Annotated in this window: 17 protein-coding genes; 4 read left to right on the top strand and 13 right to left on the bottom strand. The window is 69.9% G+C overall.

What is annotated here, in order from left to right; genetic code table 11:
• Positions 1–259: 259 nt before the first annotated feature.
• On the bottom strand, positions 260–1,783 hold the full coding sequence (locus ACPXB1_RS28685) for an alpha/beta hydrolase (protein ID WP_425736038.1): 1,524 nt from the start codon (positions 1,781–1,783) through the stop codon (positions 260–262).
• Positions 1,784–2,056: 273 nt separating this feature from the next.
• Here ACPXB1_RS28685 and ACPXB1_RS28680 point away from each other — a divergent pair, with 273 nt between their 5' ends.
• On the top strand, positions 2,057–2,236 hold the full coding sequence (locus ACPXB1_RS28680) for a MerR family DNA-binding transcriptional regulator (protein ID WP_425736046.1): 180 nt from the start codon (positions 2,057–2,059) through the stop codon (positions 2,234–2,236).
• 250 nt (positions 2,237–2,486) lie between these two features.
• On the opposite strand, the gene ACPXB1_RS28675 is transcribed toward ACPXB1_RS28680, so the two are convergent.
• Together ACPXB1_RS28675 and ACPXB1_RS28670 are read right to left on the bottom strand one after the other, a co-directional pair.
• Positions 2,487–3,089 (bottom strand): response regulator transcription factor, encoded by a 603-nt coding sequence (locus ACPXB1_RS28675; RefSeq protein WP_355597407.1) that lies wholly within the window; start codon positions 3,087–3,089, stop codon positions 2,487–2,489.
• Positions 3,086–4,240 carry a sensor histidine kinase gene (locus tag ACPXB1_RS28670; protein ID WP_355597405.1) on the bottom strand — a complete coding sequence of 385 codons (1,155 nt, stop codon included), beginning with the start codon at positions 4,238–4,240 and terminating at the stop codon, positions 3,086–3,088. The genes ACPXB1_RS28675 and ACPXB1_RS28670 overlap by 4 nt, the downstream gene beginning before the upstream one ends.
• Positions 4,241–4,347: 107 nt before the next feature.
• Between ACPXB1_RS28670 and ACPXB1_RS28665 the strand changes: the two genes are divergently transcribed.
• From ACPXB1_RS28665 to ACPXB1_RS28655, 3 genes are all read left to right on the top strand, one after another.
• Positions 4,348–5,064, top strand: coding sequence for an alpha/beta hydrolase family esterase (locus ACPXB1_RS28665; protein WP_355597403.1), 717 nt, complete (start codon positions 4,348–4,350; stop codon positions 5,062–5,064).
• 349 nt (positions 5,065–5,413) lie between these two features.
• Complete coding sequence (locus ACPXB1_RS28660) at positions 5,414–5,719, top strand: GNAT family N-acetyltransferase (protein WP_425736045.1); 306 nt, start codon at positions 5,414–5,416, stop codon at positions 5,717–5,719.
• A 31-nt stretch (positions 5,720–5,750) separates the two neighbouring features.
• On the top strand, positions 5,751–6,173 hold the full coding sequence (locus tag ACPXB1_RS28655; RefSeq protein WP_425736037.1) for a (4Fe-4S)-binding protein: 423 nt from the start codon (positions 5,751–5,753) through the stop codon (positions 6,171–6,173).
• Between the two features lie 100 nt (positions 6,174–6,273).
• Here ACPXB1_RS28655 and ACPXB1_RS28650 read toward each other — a convergent pair whose 3' ends face one another.
• The 10 genes from ACPXB1_RS28650 to ACPXB1_RS28605 form a co-directional block, all read right to left on the bottom strand.
• Positions 6,274–6,681: a transposase gene (locus tag ACPXB1_RS28650; RefSeq protein WP_053657770.1), complete on the bottom strand. Its 408-nt coding sequence runs from the start codon at positions 6,679–6,681 to the stop codon at positions 6,274–6,276.
• 249 nt (positions 6,682–6,930) lie between these two features.
• Positions 6,931–7,725, bottom strand: coding sequence for a Tat pathway signal sequence domain protein (locus tag ACPXB1_RS28645; protein WP_157552730.1), 795 nt, complete (start codon positions 7,723–7,725; stop codon positions 6,931–6,933).
• 368 nt (positions 7,726–8,093) lie between these two features.
• Positions 8,094–11,930: a non-ribosomal peptide synthetase gene (locus ACPXB1_RS28640; protein ID WP_425736036.1), complete on the bottom strand. Its 3,837-nt coding sequence runs from the start codon at positions 11,928–11,930 to the stop codon at positions 8,094–8,096.
• Positions 11,927–18,766, bottom strand: coding sequence for an amino acid adenylation domain-containing protein (locus tag ACPXB1_RS28635; protein ID WP_425736035.1), 6,840 nt, complete (start codon positions 18,764–18,766; stop codon positions 11,927–11,929). Before ACPXB1_RS28635 ends, ACPXB1_RS28640 begins: the two co-directional genes overlap by 4 nt.
• Complete coding sequence (locus ACPXB1_RS28630) at positions 18,763–21,339, bottom strand: non-ribosomal peptide synthetase (RefSeq protein WP_355597392.1); 2,577 nt, start codon at positions 21,337–21,339, stop codon at positions 18,763–18,765. Before ACPXB1_RS28630 ends, ACPXB1_RS28635 begins: the two co-directional genes overlap by 4 nt.
• A 27-nt stretch (positions 21,340–21,366) precedes the next feature.
• Positions 21,367–21,615, bottom strand: coding sequence for a hypothetical protein (locus ACPXB1_RS28625; RefSeq protein WP_167944423.1), 249 nt, complete (start codon positions 21,613–21,615; stop codon positions 21,367–21,369).
• Positions 21,612–21,845: an MbtH family protein gene (locus ACPXB1_RS28620; protein ID WP_167944434.1), complete on the bottom strand. Its 234-nt coding sequence runs from the start codon at positions 21,843–21,845 to the stop codon at positions 21,612–21,614. Before ACPXB1_RS28620 ends, ACPXB1_RS28625 begins: the two co-directional genes overlap by 4 nt.
• Positions 21,846–21,878: 33 nt before the next feature.
• Positions 21,879–23,132: an MFS transporter gene (locus tag ACPXB1_RS28615; RefSeq protein WP_231640111.1), complete on the bottom strand. Its 1,254-nt coding sequence runs from the start codon at positions 23,130–23,132 to the stop codon at positions 21,879–21,881.
• Positions 23,122–24,069, bottom strand: a complete 948-nt coding sequence (locus tag ACPXB1_RS28610; protein ID WP_053657755.1) for a TauD/TfdA family dioxygenase — start codon at positions 24,067–24,069, stop codon at positions 23,122–23,124. Before ACPXB1_RS28610 ends, ACPXB1_RS28615 begins: the two co-directional genes overlap by 11 nt.
• Positions 24,069–25,994: a RiPP maturation radical SAM C-methyltransferase gene (locus tag ACPXB1_RS28605; RefSeq protein WP_167944436.1), complete on the bottom strand. Its 1,926-nt coding sequence runs from the start codon at positions 25,992–25,994 to the stop codon at positions 24,069–24,071. Before ACPXB1_RS28605 ends, ACPXB1_RS28610 begins: the two co-directional genes overlap by 1 nt.
• Between the last annotated feature and the right edge of the window lie 290 nt (positions 25,995–26,284).

The raw sequence follows: 26,284 nt of genomic DNA, 5'->3' as shown, positions 1-26,284 counted from the left end.
TGACCGCCGGTCCAGGCGATCGGCGGTCGTCGCAAAAGATGAACTGGATGCCCATACCGCGCTCGACCGTGGTGAGCCAGGCGTGAAACTCGTGGCGCTGGCTGAGATCGGAAACGCCCAGGAAAGTACTTGAGCACCCTGCGGGGCAAGGCTTGATGCTCCTTGGAGCGTCGCGGATCCCAGGTCGGTTCAGACCACGACCCCGCCGAGGGCGCGGAACACCTCGTGTTCCGCGCCCTCGGGTCACTCCTGATCCGGGTCAGTCGCCCCGACAGGTCGTGTCCCTGGCCGGCATCGTTCCCTCCACGAGGTACGACGTGGTGAGGTTCAGCGCGCAGGCGTTGCCGCTCAGCACGTAGACGCCGTGCCCGCTCTGGTTGGCGGTCACCAGCCGGGCGCGCTGCCCGAACTTCTCGCGCAGCAGCTTGCCTCCCGCCAACGGGGTGACCGGGTCCTGCCGGTTCTGCAGGACCAGCACGTTGCGCGCCCCCTTGTCACTGATCGCGACGGGCGGCTCGGACGGCTCGTACTTCCAGTAGGCGCACGGGGTGATGTTGGCGCTGGCCGCACCGAAGAGCGGGTACCGCTTGCGGTCCTCTGCGACGGCCCGCCGATAGGTCGCGACGTCCTTGGGCCACTGGACGTCATTGCAGGTCACGGCGAGGAACACGGTGAAGGCGTTGTCGTTCGGGCTGGGCGCCGCCGCCGTCTGCGCCTGCGCCTGCGCCTGCGCCTGCGCCTGCGACGGTGCCTGGCCGGGATCCAGGTACGACTGCCAGGTCCGCGCGAGGTTCCCGTACTGCCTCTCGTTGTAGAGGTAGGCGAACGTGATGCCCCGGAAGAAGGCGCCGGTGAGCCCGTCGGGCGCCGGTGTCCGGTCGAACCGTTCGGCGAGGGTCAGGTAGGTCCTGCGCACCTGCTGTGGAGTGCGACCCAGGCCGTAGGAGTCGTGTCGCGCCGCCGCCCAGGTCGCGAAGTCGGGGAACGTCTGCTCCATGCCGAGCGCGTACCGCCGCAGGCCGTCCCGGTCGAGGTGGGTATCGCCGATGTTGCTGTCCAACACGATCCGATCGGTGCTCCTGGGGAACATCGAGGCGTACGCCGCACCCAACGCAGAGCCGTAGGACGCCCCGTAGAAGCTGGCCTTCTCTTCACCGAGCGCGGCCCGGATCCGGTCCAGGTCACGGGCCATGTTGGCGGTCGTCAAATGCCGCAGCCGCCCGTCGGTGTCGTTCTCCGCGCACCGGGCGGCGACCTCCTCGGCGATCTCCGCCTGCCGGGTCACGTCCGCGTCGTCGACCGCGTACGGCGGAATGTTGGCCCAATAGGCGCCGCCGAGGACGAAGCCGCAGCTCACCGGCGCCGAGTGCCCGACGCCCCGGGTGTCCATGCCGATCAGATCGTAGGCATCCATGACGCTGGCCGGCAGCCCTTGGCCGACCAGGAAACCCGGCTGATCCAGCCCGGTGCCGCCCGGCCCGCCGGGGTTGAACATCAGCACACCGCGCCGCTTCTCCGGCTTCGTGCTCGCGATCCGCGACACCATGATCTCGATCTGGGTGCCGTCGGGGTCGCGGTAGTCCAGCGGAACCGGCACCTTCACGCACTGCACCTGCCCCTGTACCGCAGGCGGCACCACCACGTCCTGCGGGCACGCCGCCCACTGCAACCCCACCGTCGGTCTCCCGGCCGTCGACTCCCCGGCCGTCGCCGGGATGACCGCGGCCAAGGCACCGATCATGCCGAGTATCCCGATCAGGGCGATGCCATGCCTTCGATACACGTCCAGGTCTCCTGTTCTTCGATTTGGTGGCCTACCGGGATGCGACGCCGCGCCTTTTGGCTCAACCAGGTCACACACCATGTCGGGCCTCCATCCGCCGCCGGGGCGGACATGCCTCAATGACAGCGGCCCTCGCGGTCGCGCGTCAGTGCTGCCACGTCATCGCCACGTGTGACGTGGCGGCACTGGCCGCGTTCCGACACGTCAGTAGGCTGGCTCTCCCGTGGACGTCAGCTAGGAACGGGGAGGCGGCGATGACCGCCACCCGTCCGGATCGGTGCACTCGCCGCTCGCACCGGAATCAGCGTGCGGTTCCTGCGCTACTACGAGGAGCAGGGCCTGCTCACCGGCCTGCGCGGCCCGAGGTCGGCCTGCGCCTTCGTCGACCTGCTGCACGCCCTCTGGCTGCCGTCGGGATCCACGAGATCACCGCCGCCCGGGTGCGCGCCCTGATGGGGCGACAACGTGCTCCGGTTGCGGCTCGCCCCCGGCTTCATCTGCGAGGCGTCCCGCTGGTAGCCCAAGGCCGGCACCCTGCTGCATCTGCACGAGGTGGGTGTAGCGGACCCCGCCGGCCGGGCGGCCGTCACCCGTTCACCATCCGGCGATCAACGTTGCGGGTGGTGGCGCCGTGCAGGCCGAGCGCGCCGCGTACCAGATCCCGCGGCGGTCGGCGTGATGGTAGGTGGGCCGGAGGCCGCTCTCACAGCCAGTCGTGTCCGCGGGCGTAGCGGGCCGCTTCGTGGCGGGTCCGGGTCTGGGTCTTGCGCATGGCGTTGGAGAGGTAGTTGCGGACGGTGCCCGGGGCGAGGTGGAGCCGGGCGGCGATGTCGGCGACCGAGTAGCCCTCGCCGGTGACCCGCAGCACGTCGGCTTCACGGTCGGTGAGGGGGTTGTCCTCGGTGACGGCCAGCGCGGAGACATCCGGGTCGATCCAGCGTTTACCCGCGTGCAGGGTGGCGATGACAAAGGTGATGTGGGCCGGCTCGGCGGACTTGCTGACGAAGCCTTGGACGCCGAGCCGCAACGCCTTGCGCAGCACGCCGGGGCGGGCGTGCCGGGTCAGCATGAGGATCACCTGCTCCGGTCGCGCTTGACGGATCTGCGCGACCGCGTCGAGACCGTCCATGCCAGGCATCTCCAGGTCGATGACCAGCACCTCGGGCCGGTGCCGCAGGGTGGCCTCGACGGCCTTCTCTCCGTTCTCGGCCTCAGCGAGAACGGTGATGTCGCCTTCCATCGGCAGTAGCGCGGCCAGGGCCGTACGCAGCAGGACCTCGTCGTCAGCCAGCACGATCGTCGTCATCGGTCGTCCTCCCCCGCGGTCGGTGGGGCCACACCAGCACGAGCGGGTCGGAAGACCGCCGCCGTCAGGAACCGCTCGTCCGTCTGGTCCACGGTCAACTCGCCTCCGTCGCCCGCCACCCGCTGCCTGAGTGTCGCCAGTCCCCTGAGCTCGGGGGGCGTGGTGGTGGTCACCCCGTCGTTGACGATGGAGATGCCCGACTCGGCGAGGATGATCTGGACCTGGGTGGCCTGCGCGTGGCGGAGGATGTTGGTGGTCGTCTCGCGCAGCACCTGCCCGAGCAGTTCACTGGCGCGGGCGTCGACCTCGGCCTCCCGGGTCACCCGGACCCGGATACCGGCGGCCTCGAACAGGTTCTTCGCGTTCTCGATCTCCGCGGTGAGGTTGAGCCGCCGCTGGGCGTACGCGAGTTCCTTGGTCTGCGCGATGGTGTCACTGACCAGCGCATACGTCTCCTGCAACTCCTTCTCCGCCCGCTCGGCGTCGCGGAGCAGCAGTCGCTGCGTCAGCGCGATCTTCAGCTTGACCACGTGCAGGGTATGGCCCTGGATGTCGTGCAGGTCGCTCGCGAACCGCACGCGCTCCCGCACCACCGCCAGCTCCGCCTCCCGATCCCGAGTTTGCTCGAGCTCCCGGATGAGGTCGTAGAACCGCTCGCCCACCAACGTCAGGACCGTCAACCCGACGGTGAAGAAGGTCGGCACGAGGACATAGGCACCCAGTACGTCGCCGATGTCGTCCCGCTCCACCAACAGCCGCGCCGCACCGACCACGGCGACGTAGGAGAACAGCCCGGCCACCGCCAGCCCTCGACGCCGCCGGACCTCGTGCAGTGCGAGGGAGCCCACGGCGCCGATACCCCAGAACGCGTTCGGAGTATCGGTGACAAGAACCCCAACCGGCCACACCGCGCCCGCCACGATCACGCAGGGCAGCACGAACCGGGACAGGTCGCGGGCCGTCCACCGTTCGAAGGCCACAAGGGCTGCCACCGCCCCCGGCAGCAGGACGACGACGTGCCACCAGGTACGCGTGTCGATGTAGAGCAGGACCACCGAGGCGAACACCACGGGCGGCAGCGACGTGGCTAGGTTGAGCCGGCGCAGCCTCCCCTGCGTCGACTGGGTGAAGCCCGTCGTTCGTGCGGTCACCCTCCCATTATCCGGCGGCCAGCGGCCACGACCAGTGACACCACGTCACAAGCGGCCGTGACACCACGCCACTGACGGGCCGGCTGCGTCCGCGCTGTCATGGGTACATGTCCACCACATCTGTCATCGAGGTCGACCGGCTGAACCTCACCTACGGCGACTTCCACGCTGTCAAAGACCTCTCCTTCCAGGTGCGTGCCGGGGAGCCTGCGCTGCTGGCCGGTGTCGCCCGGCAGGTGGTCGAGAGATACCGCGCGGATCCCGCGCGGGTGCACGTGGCCGGCGCCTCGTCGGGCGCGGGGACCGCGATCATCCTTGCCGTGACCTACCCCGACGTCTTCGCCACCGCGACCTCGGTCGCCGGCGGCGAATACGGCCTCGATCAGGTGGACCCCGACGACCCGGACTCGATACCGCCGCTGGACACGGCACGTCAGGCGCGGGCCCAGATGGGCGAACACGCCCGGCGGGTGCCACTGCTGGTCATTCAGGGCGAGCGCGACGAGGTCGTGCCGCCCGTGGTCGCCACCCGACTCGTTGAACACTGGACCATCGTGAGCGACCTCGTCGACGACGGGCTGCCCAACGACAGCCTCGACCTGACCGAGGAGACCGTCTCGGTGCCCGCCACTGCGGGTCGGCACGCGTACACGCACACGACGATCACCGCGCCGGACGGCTTGTCGGTCGTCGAGTCGTACCGCGTCGAGGACATGGGGCACGCCTGGCCGGGCCCTGACGGCGACGGCCGCTACACCGATCACGCGGGCCCCGACGCCAGTGAGATCGTCTGGAGGTTCGCCGAGCGACTCCCCATGGTCTGAGGACCACGAGGGAACAGGCGGCACGCCGCCAGCAGCGCACGACCGCGCCCGCAACCGGCACCGCAGCGGCATCGCCTGGTCCAAAAGCGCCGTCCGGGTCATGCTGCTCGACGTCGACGACTGGCAATGGGCCACACCGGCGTCATGCGCTGGAACGCCAGCGGCAGGTGGGTGGTCTCCAAGGAGATCTAAAGTAGGCGGCGCAGCAACCCACTCGGTTGGGGGTCGACATCCGGTCGGCCCGCATCCCGGCGCACTGTGGGCATCGACGAATCGATGCACTGCCTGAGGCCGGGGGACGCAAAGCTCCAGACTCAGATCGAGCCCGAAGACGTATGGAGGACACGTGATGGTGGAAGTGAAGGACGTTCCCGAGGCCAAGCAGTACGAGGCCCGGGTCGACGGGGAGTCCAGGGTCGCGGGCGTCGCGCAGTACATCCGTACCGCGGAACTCGTCGCGTTCGTGCACACCGAGGTCTCGCCGGAGTACGAGGGCAAGGGGGTCGGGTCAGCACTGGCCCGCACCGCCCTCGACGAGGCGCGTGCCGCGAACCTGCGCGTCCTGGCCACCTGCCCGTTCTTCGCGGGATGGATCGCCCGGCATCCCGAGTACGAGGATCTTGTGTACCAGTCCCGCAGCAGAGTCAGTGACTGAACAGTTGGGCACGGCAGCGACGGAGGTCGGTATGAGCAGCGGGACCGAGAGGAAGTCCTACGACGGAAGGTCGATCACCGTGACCTTCGAGGGCAGGCGCTGCTTACACGCCGCCGAATGCGTCCAGGGCTTACCGAAGGTCTTCGACACAGGCCGGCGCCCGTGGATCCGGCCCGACGGCGCCGAGGCCGATCGTCTGGCCGAAGTGGTACGGCGCTGCCCCTCGGGTGCGCTGCAATACGAACTTGTCGACGGCGGGGCGGAGATCCCGGATGAACCCTCGCGGATCACCCGCAACTCCACCGGACAGCTGGTCGTCCGGGGCAAGTTGAGCGTGGACACGCCGGAAGGCCCACGCGCCGAGACGAGAACCGTCCTGTGTGGGTGCGGGCAGAGCGGTCTGCAGCCGTACTGCGACCACGCGGGGCCCTGCGGTCAGACGCCACGATTCTGACCCGACGCCCCCCTAAGCCAAAAGAGCGAGGAAGTCATCGTTGACACCTTCCGGCTCGACAATGGTCATATCGTCGAGCACTGGGATGTCGTCCAGAACCTCACCTCCCCCTGCGGCGACCGTCGGCGGCAACCCGATGGTCTGACACCCGGCAGGTGGGGAGGCGCGGCGCATCGCACCGGCGCCGTTGCAGGGGTCGGCCATGATGTGCAGCGTCCGGTTGCCGGCGCGGGAGAGGCCGGTGACGTTTCTGGTCGCCGGAGGACGCGTCCAGCAGGGCGGTGCCGTTCCAGGACGCGAACCGGTCGCGGTCGGCGAACCGGCGGACGTCGCCGACGTCTGCCAACAGCCGAGCCGCACCTGAGGGGCCGATCCCGTGCAGGTCCGTCAATGTGCGGCCGCGGGCGACCACCAGTTCCTTGAGGTCCTTCTCCGCAGTCTTGATCTTTTTGTCGACGCCCTCAACCTTGCCCACGATGTCACGGGGTCTGATGGTCGCGATCAGCACACGTGCCTGCCGTGCGGACAGGAACTGCTTTGCCCCGCCGGGGAAAGCTCCAGCAGCAACCGGTGCAGCCGGTTGATGGCCCGCAGCCCAGCTCGTCGCGACGGCCAGCCAGCATCACCATAAGCCCCGGAGGCCGAGTTTGAACAACAAGCTCAAGGGAGTCGCGGTGGTTGTTTTCGTAGGTCCCCACCGGGGTCGCCGGGCAGCACCGACGCGCCCGCGCCCTTCCCCGACCCGGGCGCCGTCACGTCAGCTGACTCCGGTCGGGTACGGGAAGTTGTCGAACTCGGTATCCATCTCCTCCGGGCTACGGCGCAACCACGCGGCGGTCTGCCGGGCGAGCACAACCCGCGGCAGCGGCTGGTTGTCGGTGGCATCGGTGACCGGCTTCGCGATGGATTGCGCCGCCCAGGCGAGACCGACGAGGCGGTCGACGGCGTTCCACCGCTTCGGGGCGATGCCCAACAGGGTCTGTGCCCGGATGATGGAGTGCCAGACGTGGTAGGCGCCCGGCGGCTCGGTGCCGCCCGGGTAGTCCATCATGTGTACGCGCTGGCCGGGATAACGGCGCGGATCGTAGAGCACGCCCTGGCCGAAGTCGGCGAACGCCGACCGCAGCTTCGCGGCGTTCCGGCCGAAAAACCGGTGCATCACATCGAACTGGGCGTCCGCGACGACCGTCAACGGCTCTTTGACCGGCAGGAACTCCGCCACAAACCCGTCCGGGAAGGTGCCGTTCGCGCGGTGCTCCTGCCAGGCCAACGCGAACGCGGCCTGCACCGAGCCCAGTTCCTCGGTTATCGCCGTCAGCGCCGCCTTGACGGTCACTGACGGGTGGTAGAGGAACGCTTCGTCGTACTGGTACCAGAATTCGTTGTTAAACGGGTCGCCATGCATACCCGGCACGTCTGGGATCTCCGGCGGCCCGGGATGGCGCTCGCCGGCGGAGGCGGACGCGGCACCGACGGCCAGCCCTGCGCCCACTGCTGTGGCGGACACCAGGGAAGCGCGCAGCAGGCCGCGCCGAGTCAAGTGTTGTCCCATTACCGTGCTCCTTCTCTCCTTGTATTTGCAGTGTCGATTGCACTACGGCGTCCGCGAAAACCTCGGCCAGGACGGCGCTCTCCACCGCCGATACCGACAGCCGGTGGAAGATTCGCAGCTCACGGGGTGCCGCCGACGCCCGCGACGCCGTCCACCCAGCCGGGCAGGGCCAGATGGTGCGGCGCACCCCGGAGCCGCAAGTTCGGCCTCCCCCGCACGCTCAGGATGCCGGAAGCTCGCACGTGGTTTCGCGTCCTCATTGGATCCAACCGACTCGTAGGGATTGATCTCGTACGCCGCGCGGAAATGAGTCGGCTCGCACAGGACGACGTCGCGCACGTGCCGGGCGCCGCAGCGCTGCAGGGTGGTCACGCCGCCGACTCAAGGATCTTGGCGAGATCGTCCACGGCGGGTCTGCGCAGCAGCGTGAAATGCTCGCCGGGCAACTCGTGGACGACCACCGGGCCGGTGCAGATTCGCCGCCAGACAGCCAGGGCGTCGCGCCGCAGTTCGGGGGTGGTGTGGCTCGCCTGTACCAGGGTCACCGGTCCGTCGTAGGGACCGGGGCGGTAGCCGGCCGCTGCCCGTACGTGCAAGTGGTTGAGACGCACACGCCGTTCGAGGTCTGCGTGCTCTCGGTCGGAGGAGACCAGACCAGCGGTGGAGGCGGTCGCGAGCACTTGTTCGGTTGCCTCGTCGCCCGGGAGCAGCACGCCGAGCTCGTCGAGGTTCAGTGGCAGCCGGCCCAGTTCCCCGGCGAGGTGACGCGCGGCCTCCCCGGAGACGTCGTCGGGGAGCACCTCACCGGGGTACGTCTCGACCATGGCAAGCATTGCGACCTGCTCCCCCGCCGCGGTCAGCCGCCGGGCCAACTCGTAGGCCACCAGCCCGCCCATCGACCAGCCCATCAACAGATAGGGGCCGGTAGGCTGTGTCTCGCGTAACGCGGACAGGTAGTGCCCGGCCAGGAAGTCGACGCTCTGATCGGCCTGCTGCTCCGGTGGTGGGGCCTGCATTCCGTAGAGCGGGCGCCGCAAGACACCGCTGAGCGACAGATCGCGGAAGCCGACGATATCGCCGCCGGCCGGGTGTACGCAGAACAGAGGCGTGCCCGTGCCGTCGCGCAGCATCACCATCGGCTGCTCCCCCGTCATCCCCCCGGAGCGGACGGCACGGGCCAGGTGAGCGGCGGTCGCCGGTCGCTCGGCGGACTGGTCGAAGAACACCGCGACCGGCAGGTCGGTGTGGCAGGCGGCGTTGATCCGCGCGATGAGACGCACGGCGAGCAGCGAGTGACCGCCGAGCTCGAAGAAGTCCTCGTCCATCCCGACCGGCGCCCGGTCCAGCAGCTCCTCGATCAGTCGGACCACGGTCAGTTCGACGGCGTCGGTGGGCACCGAGATTGGCTTGCGGGCCGGAGTCGGCCGGCCGGTCAGCCGGCCGCGGTCGAGCTTGCCGTTGGCGGTCAGCGGGATCGAGTCGATCCACAAGAAGCTGTCCGGGACCATGAAGGCGGGCAGCCGGTCGGTGACGAAGGCCCTCAGGTCCAGGTCGGCGCTGTCCGGGTCGGCCGACACCAAATAGGCGGTCAGCCGGCCGTCCGGGCCGCCGACCACCGCGGCGTCGGCGACGGCGGGGTGGCTGTGCAGAACCGCCCGGATCTCGGCGGGCTCAACCCGAGAGCCGCGGATCTTCAGCTGCTCGTCGTCCCGGTTGAGGAAGCGCACCTCGCCGTCGGGGCCGTGGCAGGCGAGGTCGCCGGTACGGTAGAGCCGCTGCCCGCGCACCGGGGAGAACGGGTCCGGCACGAACCGGTCCGCGGTCAAGTCCGGCTGGCCCAGGTAGCCGCGGGCCAGCGAACGGCCACCGAGGTAGATCTCGCCGACGACACCGATCGCGACCGGCTCCAGTTCGGCGTCGAGCACGTACAGCTGAGTGTTGGCGATGGGCCGGCCGATGGGCAGCACGGCGCCTGCGGCGGGCTCACCGACGACCTCGTGGACGCAGCAGCCGACAGCCGCCTCGGTCGGGCCGTACTCGTTGAACACGCGGGTCGCCGGGGCGTCCCGGCGCCAGGGTCGCACGGCCTCACCGGTGAGCTGCTCGCCGCCGAGGACGAGACAGTCGGCGGTGCCGGCCAAATCCCCGGGCGCGAGTACCCGGCTGGCCACGGCCAGGTGCGATGGAGTGAGTTTGAGCAGGTGGATGCCGGTGCGGGTGGTCAGCTCGCGGAACAGCGCCAGGACGTCGCGCCGGCCGTCGTCGAGGTCGGCCGACCGGCCGGTGATCAGGGGCAGGAAGAGGCTGGTAACCGTCAGATCGAAGGCTATCGACGAGTGCACGAGCGCGCCGGAGCCGCCGCCGGTGTAGGTCGCGGCGGCCCAGGCGAGGTAGTTCACGACCGCCCGATGCGGGACCAGGACGCCCTTGGGGCTGCCGGTCGAGCCCGAGGTGAACATGACGTAGGCGAGTTGTTCCGGCCACACCCGGCGGCGTTTTCCCTGGCCGTGGGCGGCGAGCTGTTCCGTGGTGCGGCGCTCAGCCGTGCCGTCCTGCTCGATCGCGGGTGACGGGTCACCGGTGACCACGATACGGCACTGTGCCTCCCTCACCAGGGCCTGGATCCGCCGCCATGGCTGCGCCGGGTCAAGGGGGACGTAGGCAGCGCCGGCCTTCAGCACGCCAAGGATGACCGCCACCAGCTCCACGGAGTGCGGCAGGCACACGCCGACGCGGTCCTCAGGGCCGACGCCGTCGGTGCGCAGCCCGTGCGCGATCCGGTCCGCGAGTTCGTCGAGCTGCCGGTAGGTCAGTGTCCTGGCCGGGTCGAGGACCGCGACGGCGTCCGGGGTGCGCCCTGCCTGGGCTTCGACGAGTTCGTGGAGACAGGCGACGGGCAGATCCCGGCCGGTGTCGTTGAAGCTGTGGAGCAGTTCGTCGCGGGTGCCGGGGTCGAGGCAGGTCACGGTGCTGACCGGAGCTGCCGGGTCGGCCAGCAGACCGGCCAGCAGGGTGTCGTACTGCTCCGCAAGACTACGGATGTAGCCGGGGTCGAACCGGTCGGCGCGGTAGTGCCACACCGTGCGGACGGTGTCGCCGCTGAGCAGGCATTCCAGCTTCACGCCGTACGGCTCGGCCGACACGTCGGACCAGGTGACGACGAACGTGACGGCGCCGGCCGTCAAGGGTCCGGGCTCGGGACGGCAGTCGAATGCGGTGGCCCAGCCGGTGGCGCCGGCCGCGTAGGAGGCCAGTAGGTTCTCCTCGAGGTCGTCGGCGCGGGTCAGCTGCCGGTCGAGCTCGGTGGTGAGGGTGGACAGGCTGACGCCGGGCCGAACGTGACCGACGATCGGCACCCACTTGGCGAAGTGGCCGAGGCACTCCGCCAGCTCCTCGTAGCCGCGTCCGCCGAGGCTGGCGCCGACCACGACGTCGCTCGCCGCGGTGACCCGGGCGAGCAACGCCTGCCAGACCGCCAGTAGCACGCTGCGCGGGGCGATCCCACGCGATCGGGCGTAGGCGTGCAGTGCCGTCCCGGCCAGTTCCTGCCCGATCCGCCTGCTGCCCGCCGACCGGTCGCCGCCGGTGCGTTGCAGCGGCAAGGACCGGGTGGCCGCCGGCTCGTTTGCGGCGGCCAGCAGCGCATCGGCCTCCGGCACTGGGCCGTCCAGACCGGCCTGGTGCTGCCACTCGACGACCTCGGCGTATGCGACCGGCTCTTCGTCCGGCTTCTCGCTGCGGTAGGCGCCGGCGAGGGCTGCCACCAGCAGTCGCATCGTCTCCGCATCCGCGCTCAGTGGACTGACCGTCAGCAGCAGCGCGTGCCGGCCGGGGGCCAGCGCGAAGAGCACGCTTGCCAGCACAACGTCGGCGTTGCCCCGTTCCTGCTCGGCGACGGCGAGCAGGCGCTCCTGGCGTTCGGCTTCGCCCAGGTGGGCAAGGTCCTCGAACCGGTGCTCTGGCGGTGCGGCTCCCGGCTCGGCGACGACCTGGACGGCCGAGCGCACCCCCGGCACGCGGCGGTACGAGGTGCGCAGGATCGCGTGACGGTTGGTCACCTCGGCCAGGGCTGCGCTCAGCCGGCCGGTGTCCAGCGGACCGGTCACCAGCAGCAGGGTCTGGGCCCAGGTTGCCTCGCCGTCTTCGCGTAGCTGCCAGATGTGTTGTTGTTGCACCGACAGCCGGAATCCCCGCACCTGGTTCATCGGACCCCCACCATGTCACCCATCGCCACCAGCAGCGCACGGTCGCCCCGGAACGCGTTGCGGGCGTGCGCGACCAGGAAGTTATCGACCATCAGCACGTCGCCGCGCTGCCACCCGAAGGTGACCTCGAGCTCCTGATAGACGCGGCAGATCTCGACCATCGCGGCGTCCGGGATCGGGCTGCCGTCGCCGAACTCGCAGCTGCGGGGCAGTTCGTCCGGCCCCATGGTGGCTAGCAGCGAGGTACGGGCGGCGGCCGGCAGGCAGGCCAGATGCCAGTGCTGCACCTGGTTGAACCAGGACCACTCTCCGGTGACGGGGTGCCGAACGGCTGCCGGGCGGGTCGCCGTGGTCCGCAGCCGGTCACCGCGCCACTCGTACTCCAATCCCTGCGTCGCGCACCGGGCGGCGACCTCGTCGCGGCTGTCGGTGCGGAACACGGTGCGCCAGTCCAGCCCGAGGCCCGTGCCGTAGCTGCGTACATAGCGCACCCCCTTGCGGAGGAACTCCTCGCGCAGGTCGGCGTCGAGGCGCCGGTAGACCGCGCGGCTGTCGACGATCGGGGTCTCCCCGCCGGTCTCGGCGGGTTGCTGACAGCAAAACCAAATTTTGGCCGGGGCTTCGTCGTTGAAAGAGTTCTCGTTGTGCCACAGCAGCTTCTCCTCCGGCGGGAAGAAGACCGGCGTGTACACGTTGCCGCTCAGCGCGGCCCGGGGATGTTCGCCGTTGTCGCCGAACAGCTCGTCGACGAAGACCATCGCGAAGCGTTCCAGCTGAGGTGGCCGCACGATGTCGAAGCCGCGGAACAGCAACGCTCCCACCTCGCGCAGCGTCGACTCCAGCGAGTCACGGTGGGCGGCCGCCCAGTCGGCCAGGTCGACGTCGTCGCGCGTCGGGCTCAGCACGAGCGGCAGCGCAGACCCGTCGCCGATCGGGCAGCGCGTGACGGCCTCTGCGGAGGCGAGGGTGATCGCGGTCGGTGCGAGCCGCTTGAATCCCTTGCGCCGCCGGGGTGCCGGGTTGTCCCCGACCGGCTCGTCGGCGCGCTCGATCAGGGCGGTGAGCAGCGCCAGATATTCGTCGCGTAGCGCCTCGACCGTGCCGGGGTTGAACAGTTCCGCGTCGTAGTCCCAGGTGCCCTCGATGCCCTCGGCGTCGGCCTTGAGCAGCAGCACGAGGTCGAACCGGCTGGTGTCGATCACATCCAGGCCGGCCGGCTCGACCTCCAGTCCGGGCAGGGTGGCCGCCGACTCCGCCGTGCTATCCAGCACGATCTTGATCTGGAACAGCGGGTTGGGGTTGCCGCTGCGCCGCGGGTTGAGCAGCTTGACGACTTCCTCGTACGGCAGGTCCTGATGGGCGTAGGCGTCGAGCGTACTGCTCCTGGTGCGGCGCAGCAGCTCGCGCCAGGTCGGCCGGCCGCTGAGATCGCCGCGCAGCACGATCTGGTTGACGAAGAAACCGATCAGCCGCTCGGTGGCGGTGTCCGAGCGGCTGGCGACATCCGAGCCGACGGCGACGTCCTGCCGGCCGGTGCGGTGGGCTACCAGCACGTGCAGCACGCTCAGCAGCCCCATGAACAGGGTGGCCTCCTCCTGGCCGCACAGCTTGCGGAGCGCCTCGGTGGTGTTGGCCGGGATCCGGAACGGCAGCAGGCCCCCGGCGTGGGCGGCGTGCGCGGGCCTGGGTTGGTCGGTGGGCAGGCCGGGCAGCTCCAGGATGCCGTCGAGGCGCTCCCGCCAGTAGTCGCGCTGGCTGTCCCACTGGCCCTCCGCAGCGCAGCGGCGCTGCCAGACCGCGTAGTCGGCGTACTGGACCGGCAGTTCGGGCAGGCGCGACGGCCGGCCGTCGAGGGCGGCGGCGTATGCCTCGGCCAGTTCGTCGAGCAACAGCCCTGCCGACCAACCGTCGACCGCGATGTGGTGCATGGTCAGGAGCAGGACGTGCTCGGCCGGGCCGACCCGGGCCAGGGCGGTTCGGACCACCGGTGGGCGCGCGAGGTCGAACGGCTGGGCGTACTGGTCGCGCCCGAGCCGTCGGGTTTCGGCGGCGCACTCGGTCGGCGGCAGGCCGGAGAGGTCAACCACGGGCAGATCGTCGTGGCGGTGCGGCAGGATCACTTGGCGGGGGCCGCCGTCCTCGGAGACCAGCACGGTGCGCAGCACCTCGTGGCGGCCGGTGACCTCGTCGAGGGCGGCTGTCAGGGCGGCCACATCGAGCTTGCCGCGCAGCCGCAGGAAGACCGGGAAATTGTATTGAACGCTGCCGTGATGGAGTTGATGCACGAACCAGAGCCTTTCCTGGGCAAAGGATGCGGGCATCGACCCGGTGCGGGCAACGCGTTCCAGGGCCGGGGGCCTGGGTTCCGCCTCCTGCTGGATGAGCTCGTCGACTAGCCGGGCGAGGGCGGCGAGCGTGGAGAATTCGAACGGTGCCCGGATCGGGACCTCGACGGTGAACTCTCGGCGCAGCCGGAACACGAGCTTGAAGGTCAGCAGGGAGTGGCCGCCGAGGTCGAAAAAGTCGTCGTCTGGGCGGATCGCCTCGCGAGCCAGTAGTTCGGTCCAGATCTCCGCGATCCGGCGTTCCGTGTCGCTCATCGGCCTGCGCCCCGCGGCCTGCGGGCTACCGGCTGCGCCGTCGGTACCGGCCTCGACCAGATGACGCAGGGCCGTGTGGTCGAGCTTGCCGCCCTGGGTCAGCGGCAGCTCGGCGAGCGGGACGTAGCGTGACGGAACCAGCGGAGCGGGCAGGTGGGCGCGCAGGTGCGCTTCGATCGCCGGCAACGCGGCGACGGCTGCGGCATGCCACAGCGGATCGTTCGCTAGGCGCTGCGGCGTCGGTGCGGAAAACTCGGGGCTTGTGGGGCCGAGCTGGTCGACTCGGGTCAGCAGCACGTCGAAGGCGCCGTCGGTCCGGCCCCGGGCCCAGCTCAGCTCGACCTGGTAGGGCACCCGGCCGGCGAGCTGCCACAGCTGTTCCGGATCATGACCGGGCTGCCCCGGATCGCCGAAGGTGAGGTTGGTGAGCGGTGTGTCACCGGAGGCGCCGGCGAGCGCGTCCAGCAGTGCCAGGTCGCCGTCCAACCGGGCGTTGGGCACGCCGGCGACAACCAGCCGGGCGGGCCGTTCGCCGGTCAGGCGGGACTCGAGAGCGGTCAGGCTAAGGCCGTCGGCGCTCCAGTCGAGAACCTCGCTCGGCGCCGGCGCCGGTCCGTCGATCTCGAGGACGACGTCGTAGCGGTAGCGGATGAGCTCGTTGCTGGTCCCGCCGCGTTTGGGCATGACGCGCACGGCGCTGATCCGAGGCAGGATGGTCGGCAGGCCGGTGAAGAAGCGGGGGTCGAGGCACAGTTCCTCCTCGGCGTCGAGCTGGCGCTGCACGTCGGCTCGCAGCCGGCCGACGGTCGTGCCGGCCAGGGCGCGCCGGGCAGCGACCGAGGTGCGGAACGCGCGCAGCAGGGCCAGGTTGCGCACGTCGCCGACGAAGACGTGGCCGCCCGGGGCCACCGCAGAGACCGCCTGCTCGAGGATCTCGGCGAGATACCGCTCGGACGGGAAGTACTGGACGACGGAGTTGAGAACGACCGTGTCGAAACTCTGCCCGGCAGGGACGCCGAGGTGGGCGGGTGCGGCGGACAGCTCGACGTGGGCGTCCCCCGCTCCCGGGACGGACCGGCGGACGTAGTCGACTGCGGCGGCTGAGAGGTCGACGCCTCGGTAGTGCTCGGATCCGGGGGCCAGTCGAGCCAACAGCATGCCGGTACCGAAGCCGATCTCGAGGATCCGGCGCGGACGTAACGCCGCGAGCCGGGCGACCGTCTCGTCGAGCCAGGCCGCCATCTCGGCCGGGTCGATCGGCTCGCCCGTGTAGCTGCTGATCCAGCCGGCAAGGTGGAATGCGGGGTCCGCGCCGGCGGACAGATCGGCGTAGACGTCCTCGTCATAGAGGCTGCGCCATTGCGCGAGCCGTTCGTCGCGGTGCCCGGCGTCTGCGACGTTGCCGTCGACGGCAACGATAGCGACGAGTTGTGCCGTACCAGAGACGGCGCGGTCCACCTCGATCACGCATCGCCGCACGGCCGGGTGTTCCTCGGCGAGCCGGGCGATCTCCCCTGGTTCGACCCGGTGGCCGCGGATCTTCACCTGGTCGTCCGCGCGGCCGAGGTATTCCAGGTTGCCATCGCTGCGGCGGCGCACGAGGTCGCCGGTGCGATAGAGGCGGCTGCCGGGTAGGCCGCCGTACGGGTCGGGCCGGAACCGATCGGCGGTCAGAGCGGCGCGGTTCCAGTAGCCGTAGGAGACTCCGGCGCCGCCGACGTAGAGCTCGCCCGTGGCGCCGACCGGTACCGGCTGCAGGCTCTCGTCCAGCACGTAGAGCCTGGTATTGGCGATCGGGGTACCGATCGGCACCCGGCCCGAGGGCGCTGGGGCCGGGCCCACCTCGTACGCGGCGCAGGCGACCGCGGTCTCGGTCGGGCCGTACTCGTTGATCAGCCGTAGCCCGGCGGCGTCCGGATGCCAGCCGGCCAGCTGGCCTTCGCGCAGTTCCTCGCCGCCTATGACCAACGCGCGGGTCCACTGCTCTCGGCGGTTCTGGGCGCCAGGGACGTCTTCAAGTAGGCGCAGGTGGGCCGGAGTCAGCTTGACGAAGGTCAGGTCGCGGTCGGTACGCGCGGAGTCGGCCAGCGCTGCACCGGGCGCCTCTCCGGCGTGCGGCACGATGATCCGCTGCCCGGCCAGCAGGGGGGCGAAGAGGCTGGTGACGGTCAGGTCGACAGCGACCGAGGAGTGCAGCAGGGTGCCGCCGCCGTGACCCGCTGCCGCGAACGTCTCCACCGTCCAGAGCAGATAGTTGGCGACGCTGCGGTGCGACACCAGCGTTCCCTTCGGGCCGCCCGTCGACCCGGATGTGTAGATGAGGTACATCGGATCGTCCGCGTGGCCGTCCACCCGGGGCGGGTCGGCGGTGGTGCCGGTCAGGCTTTCCACGTACAGGACGGGGATGTCGGTGATCTGCTGCCGGACGGCCTCGGTGATCAGCAGGGTCGCGGCGCTGTCCCCCAGCAGGTGGATCAGCCGGGCCGTGGGGTCGGCTGGGTTCATCGGCAGGTAGGCGGCGCCGGCCTTGAGCACGCCGAGCAGGGTGGCGACCAGTTCCGTCGACGGAGTGAGCAGGACGGCGACGATGTGACCACGGCGCACCCCCTGCTCTCGCAACGAGTGAGCGATGCGATTCGCGCGGCCGTCCAGCTCGGCGTAGGTCATCCGGCCGCAGGGATCGGAGACGGCGACCGCCTCGGGACACAGCCGCTTCTGCTCCTCGAACAGCCGGTGCACGCGCGGGTCGGCGGGCCGTTCCCGAAGGCTCGCGTTGTCGTCGCGCAGCAGTCTGTCGCGCTCCGCGCCGTCCAGCAACGGAAGGTCGCCGACACGGGTGGTGGGGTCCGCGCCGACCGCATCGAGGACCAGCAGCAGGGAGCGGGTGAGGCGCTCGGCGGTCGCCGCGTCGAAAAGGTCGGTGGCGTAGATGAGCAGGCAGCGTAGGCCGTCCGGCTCCTCGACGACGTTGAGGTCCAGGTCGAAGCGGGCGGCGTGGTCGTCGATGTCGAGCATGACGACCTGCAGGCCGGCCATCGTACGTACGGGATCGGGGGTGTTATGCATGGTGCAGTTGACCTGATAGATCGGGTTGCGGCTCAGGTCCCGCTCCGGGTGCAGCCGGCGGGCGACCAGGTCGAGCGGCACGTCCTGGTGCTCGTAGGCGTCGAGGCAGGTCTGGCGCACCCGCTCGAGAAGGTCCTTGAACGGCTCGTCGGCACGGATCCGGGTGCGCAGCGCGACAGAGTTTGCGAAGAAGCCGATCAGCTCGTGCAGGGCGCGGTGGCGCCGGTTGGCGACCGGCGTGCCGACCACGACGTCGTTCTGGCCGCTGTACCGGGCGAGCACCACCTGCAATGCGGCGAGCAGCACCATGAACAGCGTGCCGCCGGACCGTCCGGCCAGGGCGACCAGCCGGTCGCGGACCGTCGACGGCACGGTGCCGGTCACGCTTGCGCCCTGATGTCCCGCGACCGCCGGACGTGGCCGGTCGGTGGGCAGTGTCAGGGCCTCCGGGGCATCCGCGAGCTGCTGCTGCCAGTAGTCGAGCTGACGCGTCGCATCGTCACCGGCCGCCCAGTCCTCCTGCCAGCAGGCGTATTCGCGGTAGGTCACCGGCAGCAGCGGCAGGTCGGCCTTCGTGCCGGTCACCCGCGCCTCGTAGCAGCGGGCGAGATCCCTGGTGAAGACGCTGATCGACCAGCCGTCGAACACGGCATGGTGGAAGGTGACGAGCAGCAGTGCCTCCCGCGGTGCGAGGCGCAGTAACCGATAGCGCAGCAGCGGTCCCGCAGCCAGGTCGAACGGATCGCCCGGCTCGGTCTGCGCGAGCCGCTCGGCCTCGTCGTACCGCAGCTCGACGGGCAGGCCGCTGAGATCGAGGACGGGCAGCGGCCGGGGGCCGGGCAGAGCGACCCGCTGGACGGGTCGGCCCTCGTGCACCGGCAGGGCGACCCGCAGGACCTCGTGCCGGGCCTGGACGTCGTCGAGCGTCAGCGCGAGCGCGGCCACTTCGAGGTCGCCGGTGATCCGGTAGGCCGTGGGGCTGTGGTAGGCGTGGCTGGCCGGGTCGAGGTGGTGCAGGAACAGCATGCGGCGTTGGGTGAACGATGCCGGGGCGTCCCCATCGTCCGCGCCGAGGCCGATGGGCGGCAGGCCCCGCTCCCACAGCCGCTGCCGCAGCTGTGCCCGCTGTCCGGGAGGCAGGTCGCGGATCTGGTCGGACACAGCGCTCACAACACGGTCCCTTCCTGCCGGGAGATTCGCTCGATGCGCTGGACAAGGTCGTCGACCTCGTCGGGCGGACTGCCGGGACGCTCACGGCGGCGCTGCTCGATTTCGGCCGCGAGCCCGGCGACGGTCCGGGTCTCGAAGATCACCCGGGCCGGTACGTCGACACCGAACTGACTGCCGATCTCGGTGACCACCACGATCGCGAGCAACGAGTGGCCGCCGAGGAGGAAGAAGTTGTCGTGCACCCCGAACTCGCGCACTCCGAGAAGTTCGGCCCAGATCTCCCATACCTGGCGCTCGAGCGGGTTGCGGGGCGCGACTCTGCCCACCGGCGACACTTGGAGGCTGGCGGGCACGCCGGGCAGCGCCCGGACGTCGAGCTTGCCGCTGACGGTGGTGGGCAGCCGGTCGAGGGCGATGAAGTGGTTGGGGAGCATGAAGGCGGGCAGCCGCCGGCGCAGCTGGGCCAACAGGTCGTCAACACTGATCTGCTGCCCTTCCCGGCCGACCAGGTAGGCGACCAGCCGGTTGTCGCCGCTCACCTGGACCAGCCGGACGACGCACTCGCGGAAGGTGCCGGTGGCGAGCAGGGCGGCCTCGATCTCGCCCGTCTCGATCCGGTATCCGCGCACCTTCACCTGCTGGTCGATCCGCCCGAGGAATTCCATGGCCCCGTCCGCGCGCCACCGGACGAGGTCTCCGGTGCGATAGAGCCGCAGGCCGGGCACAGCGCCGAAGGGATCAGGGACGAAGCGTTCCGCGGTCAGCGCGGGCCGGTCGAGATAGCCGCGGGCCAGGCCGGCGCCGCCGACATAAAGCTCGCCGGGGAATCCGATCGGCACCAGGCGCAGTTGCTGGTCCACCACGTGCAGGGTGGTGTTGGCAATGGGCCGGCCGATTGGCACGCCGCCGCGCTCGGGCAGGTCGGTGATCCGATGGCAGGTCGAGAAGGTGGTGTTCTCGGTCGGCCCGTAGCCGTTGATCAGGTGGCCGGGCGGCCCGTCCCGCAGGACCTGCCGGCTGCGGCCCGGATCCATCACTTCGCCGACCACGAACAGATAACGCAGGCCACCGAAGGCTCCGGCATCGAGGTCGACGACGCGGTTGAACAGCGTGCTGGTCAGTGCCAGGACGGTCGGGCGCAGCCTGCCGAGCAGCGCGAGTACCTCCTCGGGCCCGAGTTGCTCGCCGCCGGGGAGCACCTCGACCCGGGCACCGTTGCAGAGCGCGCCCCAGACTTCGAAGAGCGTGATGTCGAACGACGGATCGCCCAGGTGGACCAGGAGGTCGTCCGGTCCGATCGTCACGTAGTCGGTCTCGGTGATGAGCCGAACTATTCCCCGGTGTTCGACGCCAACGCCTTTGGGCCGCCCGGTCGACCCGGAGGTGTACATGACCGCCGCGAGCGCGCCGGGCAGCGAGCGCGGCTCCGCCGCGGAGGTGACGGACCGGCGGGCAGTCGACGCGAGAGCAATCGCGGGCACGCCGGTGGCCGGCAGCCAGGGCGGGACGTCCGTTCCGGTCAGTACGGCGGTGACCCGGCAGTCGCGCACCATGAAGTCGAGACGCTCGGCGGGGTGCGAGGGGTCGAGCACGAGATAAGATCCGCCCGCCTTGAGCACGCCGAGCATGCCGACCACCAGATCCGCGCCGCGTGGCAGGTGCAGGCCGACTTGGCTATCCGGGCCGACGCCCACCCCGATCAGGGTTTGGGCCACCTGGGCGGCCTGCCCGACGAGCTCGGCGTAGGTCAGACCAGTGGTGCCCTCCGTGAGGGCGACCCGGTCGGGGGTCCGCAACGCCCAGCGCTGGACCAGGCCGTCGACGGTGCACGTGCCCGGAAGCGGCCGCGCTGTGTCGTTCCATCGGTTGAGGCGGGCAAGTTCGGCCGGGGTGACCAGGCCGAGGTCGTCAAGGGGCCCGTCCGGGTTCATGGCCATCGCGTGCAGCACCTGCAGCCATGCCTGGGCGAGTCGCTCGACGGTGGCCGGCAGCCACAGGTCGGTGGCGTACTGAACGGCGCACGGCAGGTCGCGCGTGTCGTCGTGGATGGTCCATTTGAGGTCGAAGATGGCGACCGGGTCGTTCTGGACCGGGCCGGGCACAGCTTCGAAACCGACCTGGCAGATCGGATGCCGGCTCGGGTCGTCGGCGCCGGCCAGCAGGTCCACCAGGTCCTCGAAAGGCACTTCATGGGTACGCGCGGCGGCAGTGCCGGCGGCTACCCGGGCGACCAACTCGCGCGGGCGGAGAGGGCCGGCAAGCCCGGCGCGGAGCACGACCGTGTTCGCACCGCCGGTCGTGAGTCCCACCAGTGCGTCGGTCCGGCCCTGGTAGCGGCCGAGTAGGACGAGCAGCCCGGCGAGCAGGACCGCCGGCAGGTCGGCCTCCACCTGCTGGCCGAGGCTGCGCAACCGCTGCGCCAGGTCGGCGCCGAGGCGCAAGTGGTGGGTGGCGCCCCGGTGGGACTGCACGGGCGGGTGCGGCACGTCCGTCCACAGGTCGACTGCGGTTGCGTCGCCGAGCGTCTCCCGCCAGTAGGCCGCGGATGCCGGCCGGATCTGCTCTTTCGGCACTGTGCCCTCCATGGTCTGCCGCAGCTGTCAGTCGCGCGTTGGTCGCAGGTCCGCCGGCCGGTCGAAGCGCAGCCGGGTGATGCAGAAGTCCTGCCATCGCGGGTCCGCCGAGTCCCAGATCAGCTGCGGGTCGGTCAGAACCGGTGTGCGTACGACGGTGAGGTCGTCGCGCAGGTAGACGACGTCGTCGTCGGTAAGCCCGGTGCCGGCCGGCTCGGCCCAGCCGTCGAAGGCGCGCAGCTCGCCGAGCCGGTAGGCCCGGCTGTACGGGCTCATCGGGACGCCTCTGCGGCCTCGTCCTGCTCCATCCGTCGGCGGAGGCTCAGCGGGCGCAGGTCCGTCCAGACCTCGCCGATGTGCCGGAGGCACTCGGCGCGCGATCCGGTCTTGCCCGTGCCCGTCCAGCCGGCCGGGCTCTCCCGGTCGACCGGCCAGATCGAGAACTGCTCCTCGTCGTTGACCACCACCCGGTAGGATCGGCTGTCGGTGTCGTCTGCCGCGTCCATCGATCGCTCCTTCTTAATAGGGATCTGCTCGGCTCATCCGGCGGTGACCGGCACGCGTTCGGGGTAGGCCTGGGAGATCGGAGTGCGCAGCCCTGCCACCACCAGGACGAGGAAGATCGCGCCGACCACGAGCAGCGGGGTGCGCACCCCGACGTGACTCACCGCCAGCGTGAGAACGGCGGCGCCGAGCGGGGCCAGGGCACTGTGCAGGGTCCAGAAGGCCGAGGTGACGCGGCCGAGGATTTCCGGCGGGGTGACTTGCTGGCGCAGCGACACCGAGCAGACCCCGGCGAGCGCCATGCCGAACGAGTACCCGAACGCCAGCGCCGCCGCAGCGACGACGCCGGTCGACATGCCGAGCGCGGCGACCGTGAGGCCGCAGAGCGCGTAGGAGCCGAGCCAGCACCAGCCGAAGCCGACCCGACGGCGCAGCCAGGCGCTCAGCCCGGCGCCCGCGATCGTGCCGATGCCGGTCACGCCGAGCACGTATCCGACGAGACGTTCGCTGCCGCCGAGGTCGTGGCTGACGTGATAGATGAGCACGTCGACCATGCCGAGGCTCATGAAGGTGATGATCGTCAGCAGCAGGGTCAGCGGTCGCAGCACCGGGTGTCGGGCGAGGAACCGGGCGCCGGAGAGGAAGCCGTCGCGCATGTCGCGCCAGCCGATCGCTGTGGCTGGGCTGGCCGGTTTCGGCTGCAGCCTGATCAGCGCGAGCCCGAACCAGGAGACGCCGAAGGTGGCCGCGTTCACCGCGATAGCCGTGGTCGGCCCGAAGAGCCCGGTCACCGCGCCGGCCAGCATCGGGCCGACGATGTACGCGGTCGCGTTCGTGGTCTCCAGCCGACTGTTGGCCGTGGTGATCTGCTCCCGGTCGACGAGCGCTGGGATCGCCGTGACGTAGGCGGTCTGGAAGATAAGGTTGAACGCGGCGGTCGCGGCCATCACGACATAGAGCAGCCAGAGCTGGGGGCTGACCAGCCAGACGACCGGGATGAGCCCGTAGAGCACCAGCCGGGCGGCCTCGCAGAGCATCATCATCCGGCGCCGATCGAGATGGTCGACCAGGGCGCCGGCGATCAGGCCGGTGCCCAGCGAGGCGAGACCCGCCGTGGCGGTCAGCAGGCCCATCTGGACGACCGAGCCGGTCAGCTTGAGCACCAGCAGCGGGAGGGCGACCAGCGCGAATCCGTTGCCGAGCTCGGACAGGCCCTGCACCGACCAGAAGACTGCGAAGTCCCGGGTGATCCGGGCCGGCCGGATGGCGCTCTCGGCCTCACCATTCACGCGGGTCACCGTCCTCGCAGGACGGCTCCGCCATCGCCACGGCTATCCGCCGAGGGCCCGTGTATGGCTCACGGCCGTGCGAAGCCAGCATGTTGTCGACCATCAGTACATCGTCACGCCAGTAGTCGAAACGCACCGACGCGCCGCGGTAGCAGGACCGCAGGTGGTCCAGGACGTCCTGCGGGATGGGAGCGCCGTCGCCGTAGTAGGTGTTCGCTGGCAGGTTGTCGGCACCGAACATCTCCAGCAGCGCCAGCCGGGCCTCCTCGGGCAGCGTGCTGACGTGGAACGCCACACAGTGGTTGAACCAGATCTCCTCGCCGGTGACGGGATGTCGGTGGACGGCGTCGCGCACGGCCGTTGTGCGCAGGTGGTCATCGCCCAACCACTGCGCCTCGATGCCGTTGCGCTTGCAGTAGTCCAGGACCTCGTCACGGTTGCCGTTGTTGAAGACGGTCTGCCAGGGCAGGCCGATCTCCGCAGCGAAGTTTCGGACCACCATCCACCGACGCCGGCGGAACTCGTCGAGCACCGCCGGATTGATCGACGCGAGGATCCGGCGGGTGTCGGCCAGCGGGGTGGCGCCTTGGGACAGGGGCGGCTCGACGCAGTGGAAGTAGAGCGTGAGCGGCCATACCGCCTGATACGAGTTCTCGTTGTGCAGGAAGATCTCTTCCTGCGGCGGGTAGTCGGTCGAGGTGTAGATGTTGCCATGGATGACGCTGCGCGGTGACGACCGCTCCACGTAGGTCAGGGGTTCCCCGGAGAGCGTGCGGACCAACGACTCAAGGCCCTCGGCCCCCCCGACGTCAAATCCACGGAAGAGGACAGCACCGTGTTTGTGGAGCAGCTTCCGGACCTCGGACGCGTCGCCGTGGGCGTGGCTGACGAGATCCCCGGATCCTTCGATCAGGGCGGGCAGCGTCTGCTGGGCCATCATGCGCCTCCTCGTGACACGCCCACCGTCGTGTTCAGGACGGGGAGCAATGGCCGGGCGATGTCTGTGGCGGTCTCGTCCGCGGTCTCGGCCTCCACGTCCTCACCTTCGGTGAGCACGAGGCTCAGCAGGCGCCCGCTCTCCTCGAAGAGCATCTGACGCTCGTCGAGCCAGGTCACCATCCGGTCGAGCGCGGCCTGCCCACCGAAGTCGTCGACGAGTTGGTCGGGCCGGGCCGGCGAGCCCAGCCGGCGCAACAGCCGGCAGGTCTCCTGGTCGATGCTCTCGACCTTGGCCGGGCCCCAGCGGGAGTCCAGGATCCGCCAGCCGTCCCGGGCCGAGCCGAGCAGACGCAACTCCGGGGACCCGGCCCCCTCCGGCCACGCGCCGCGCCAGGCGGCGACCCGGGCGCGCAGCCGGTCGTGCCACTCCAGCGCGTTGAGCATGTACGTGCCCAGGCTGTGGTCGGCGAAGAAGTAGGCCAGGTCGGCGAGCGCCTCAGGCGGGAACGGATAAATCAGCGGGTAGTAGTCCATCGGGTGCAGGTCGAGGCCGAGGGCCTCACGCTTGACGTAGTACGGGCTGAACCGGTCGAAGCGCACCATGAAGACGTCGTAGGGCGGCCGGAGGTGCACCAGCTTCGGGATGTCCTTCTCGTACTGTTCGAGGGTGGCGGGGTCCTCGTTTGGGAATCCGATCAGCAGGTTCCACTGCGGGTCGATGCCGAGATCGAGGCACGTCTTGAGAAACTGCAGGTTCTGGAACGAGGTAGTGCCCTTGCCCATCAGTTTCAGAGTGCTGGTGGCCAGCGCCTCGATGCCGGGCTGCACCACCGTCACCCCGCCCTGCGCCAGACACGTCAGGTCACGGCGGCTCACCGGCAGCTTCACCTCGTAGAAGATGGAGACACCGGCCGGCGGCGTCAGCTGCGGGAAGACGTCTTTCGCGTAGCTGCGCGGGAGGATGTTGTCGGTGCAGGACAGCGAGGTGAACCGGGGAGCGAACTCGAACAGCCAGTTGAATTGTTCGATCGCGAGATCGGCCCGCATTGAGCGGTAGGACATGCTCTGGCCGTTCAGCCCGCAGAAGGTGCAGTGCGAGCGCTCCCCCCACCAGCAGCCGCGGGAGGTCTCGAAGTAGAGCGTCGGCGTGGCGTTGCCGGTGCGGGCGAGTTCGGGGTGCTCGTCCAGCGCGCTGAGGAAGTCGTCGTACTCGGGACGCAGCACCTCGTCGATGTCGCGGTTGCGGCCGACCGCCTTGCGATATTGCGGTTGATCGCAGTTGCGGCGCGAAACGATCCCCGGGAGGGCGTCGGCGGCTTCGAGCTTGTCCTCAAGCACGCAGCGTACGAAATCGGGAAAGGTCTCGAGCGCCGGGCCGGAGAAGACGTAGTCGATCTGCGGCACGCGCTCGGCGATCACGGCGCCCATCGGCGCCTCGCAGTTGGCGCCGCCCAGCAGGGTGATCGTGCCGGGGTTGCGGTCCTTGACCAGTTGGGCCAGCGCCATGCTCGACACGTGCTGGGCGAACATCGAGCTGAAACCGACGATGTCCGCGTCGGGCAGCCGGTAGCGATCCACCAGACCGGAAAGGAAGCTCGGCAGCGTGTCGCGGTATCGCCGGATCCGATCGCGGAATTCGGCCCACCGACCACCTTTGTAATAGCGACTGAAATATTCGTCAATGTTGTCCGGGGCGCCAGGAAAGGCGATCGACCGGAACAGCCAGTCGCCGAGACCGGTGTCGACGTGATCATGGGTGAGCGAGATCGCCTCGTAGGTCAGGGCACCCAGCTCTGTCGCGACGTCCTGATTCAGATAATGCACGTCGACGACCACGTGTTCGCCGAATTCCCGCTGGAGCAGGCCGGCCAGCTGGCTCAGCGCAAACGACGGCCGATCCCAGCTCGCGAATGGAACGTTCACCAATGCGATGCGCAGCACAAACCCACTCCTGTCATCGCTTTCTGATTAGCGGCGGAGGTCACGCGACGATCGGCGTGGACATATCTCTCTTAAAAAGATCCTGCCACGCCGCTCGCGGCGCCGGCAAGGAAATTCTGCCGGGCTTATAGAGGCATGTATTAACCACAAAAAACCTGAGCCCCGCCCGCGTCGGGTGCGTCCCGCCGGCGGGACGCACCCGACCCCGGCGGGGCGCCGCGGCACCAGCCGAGCGTGCGACCGAACGATCGGGCGGGGGGGCGCGCGGCGGG

It is taken from the genome of Micromonospora sp. DT68 (assembly GCF_049847245.1).
Lineage (GTDB): Bacteria > Actinomycetota > Actinomycetes > Mycobacteriales > Micromonosporaceae > Micromonospora > Micromonospora profundi.
The sequence above is the reverse complement of the archived record's forward strand: the minus strand, read 5'-3'. Positions and strand labels throughout refer to the sequence as shown.

Coding starts and splice junctions, on each gene's coding strand:
- ACPXB1_RS28655 (WP_425736037.1), top strand. CDS start 5,751: ATGAGCAGCGGGACCGAGAGGAAGTCCTACGACGGAAGGTCGATCACC.
- ACPXB1_RS28645 (WP_157552730.1), bottom strand. CDS start 7,725: ATGGGACAACACTTGACTCGGCGCGGCCTGCTGCGCGCTTCCCTGGTG.
- ACPXB1_RS28625 (WP_167944423.1), bottom strand. CDS start 21,615: ATGAGCCCGTACAGCCGGGCCTACCGGCTCGGCGAGCTGCGCGCCTTC.
- ACPXB1_RS28610 (WP_053657755.1), bottom strand. CDS start 24,069: ATGGCCCAGCAGACGCTGCCCGCCCTGATCGAAGGATCCGGGGATCTC.
- ACPXB1_RS28665 (WP_355597403.1), top strand. CDS start 4,348: ATGTCCACCACATCTGTCATCGAGGTCGACCGGCTGAACCTCACCTAC.
- ACPXB1_RS28675 (WP_355597407.1), bottom strand. CDS start 3,089: ATGACGACGATCGTGCTGGCTGACGACGAGGTCCTGCTGCGTACGGCC.
- ACPXB1_RS28620 (WP_167944434.1), bottom strand. CDS start 21,845: ATGGACGCGGCAGACGACACCGACAGCCGATCCTACCGGGTGGTGGTC.
- ACPXB1_RS28660 (WP_425736045.1), top strand. CDS start 5,414: ATGGTGGAAGTGAAGGACGTTCCCGAGGCCAAGCAGTACGAGGCCCGG.
- ACPXB1_RS28640 (WP_425736036.1), bottom strand. CDS start 11,930: ATGAACCAGGTGCGGGGATTCCGGCTGTCGGTGCAACAACAACACATC.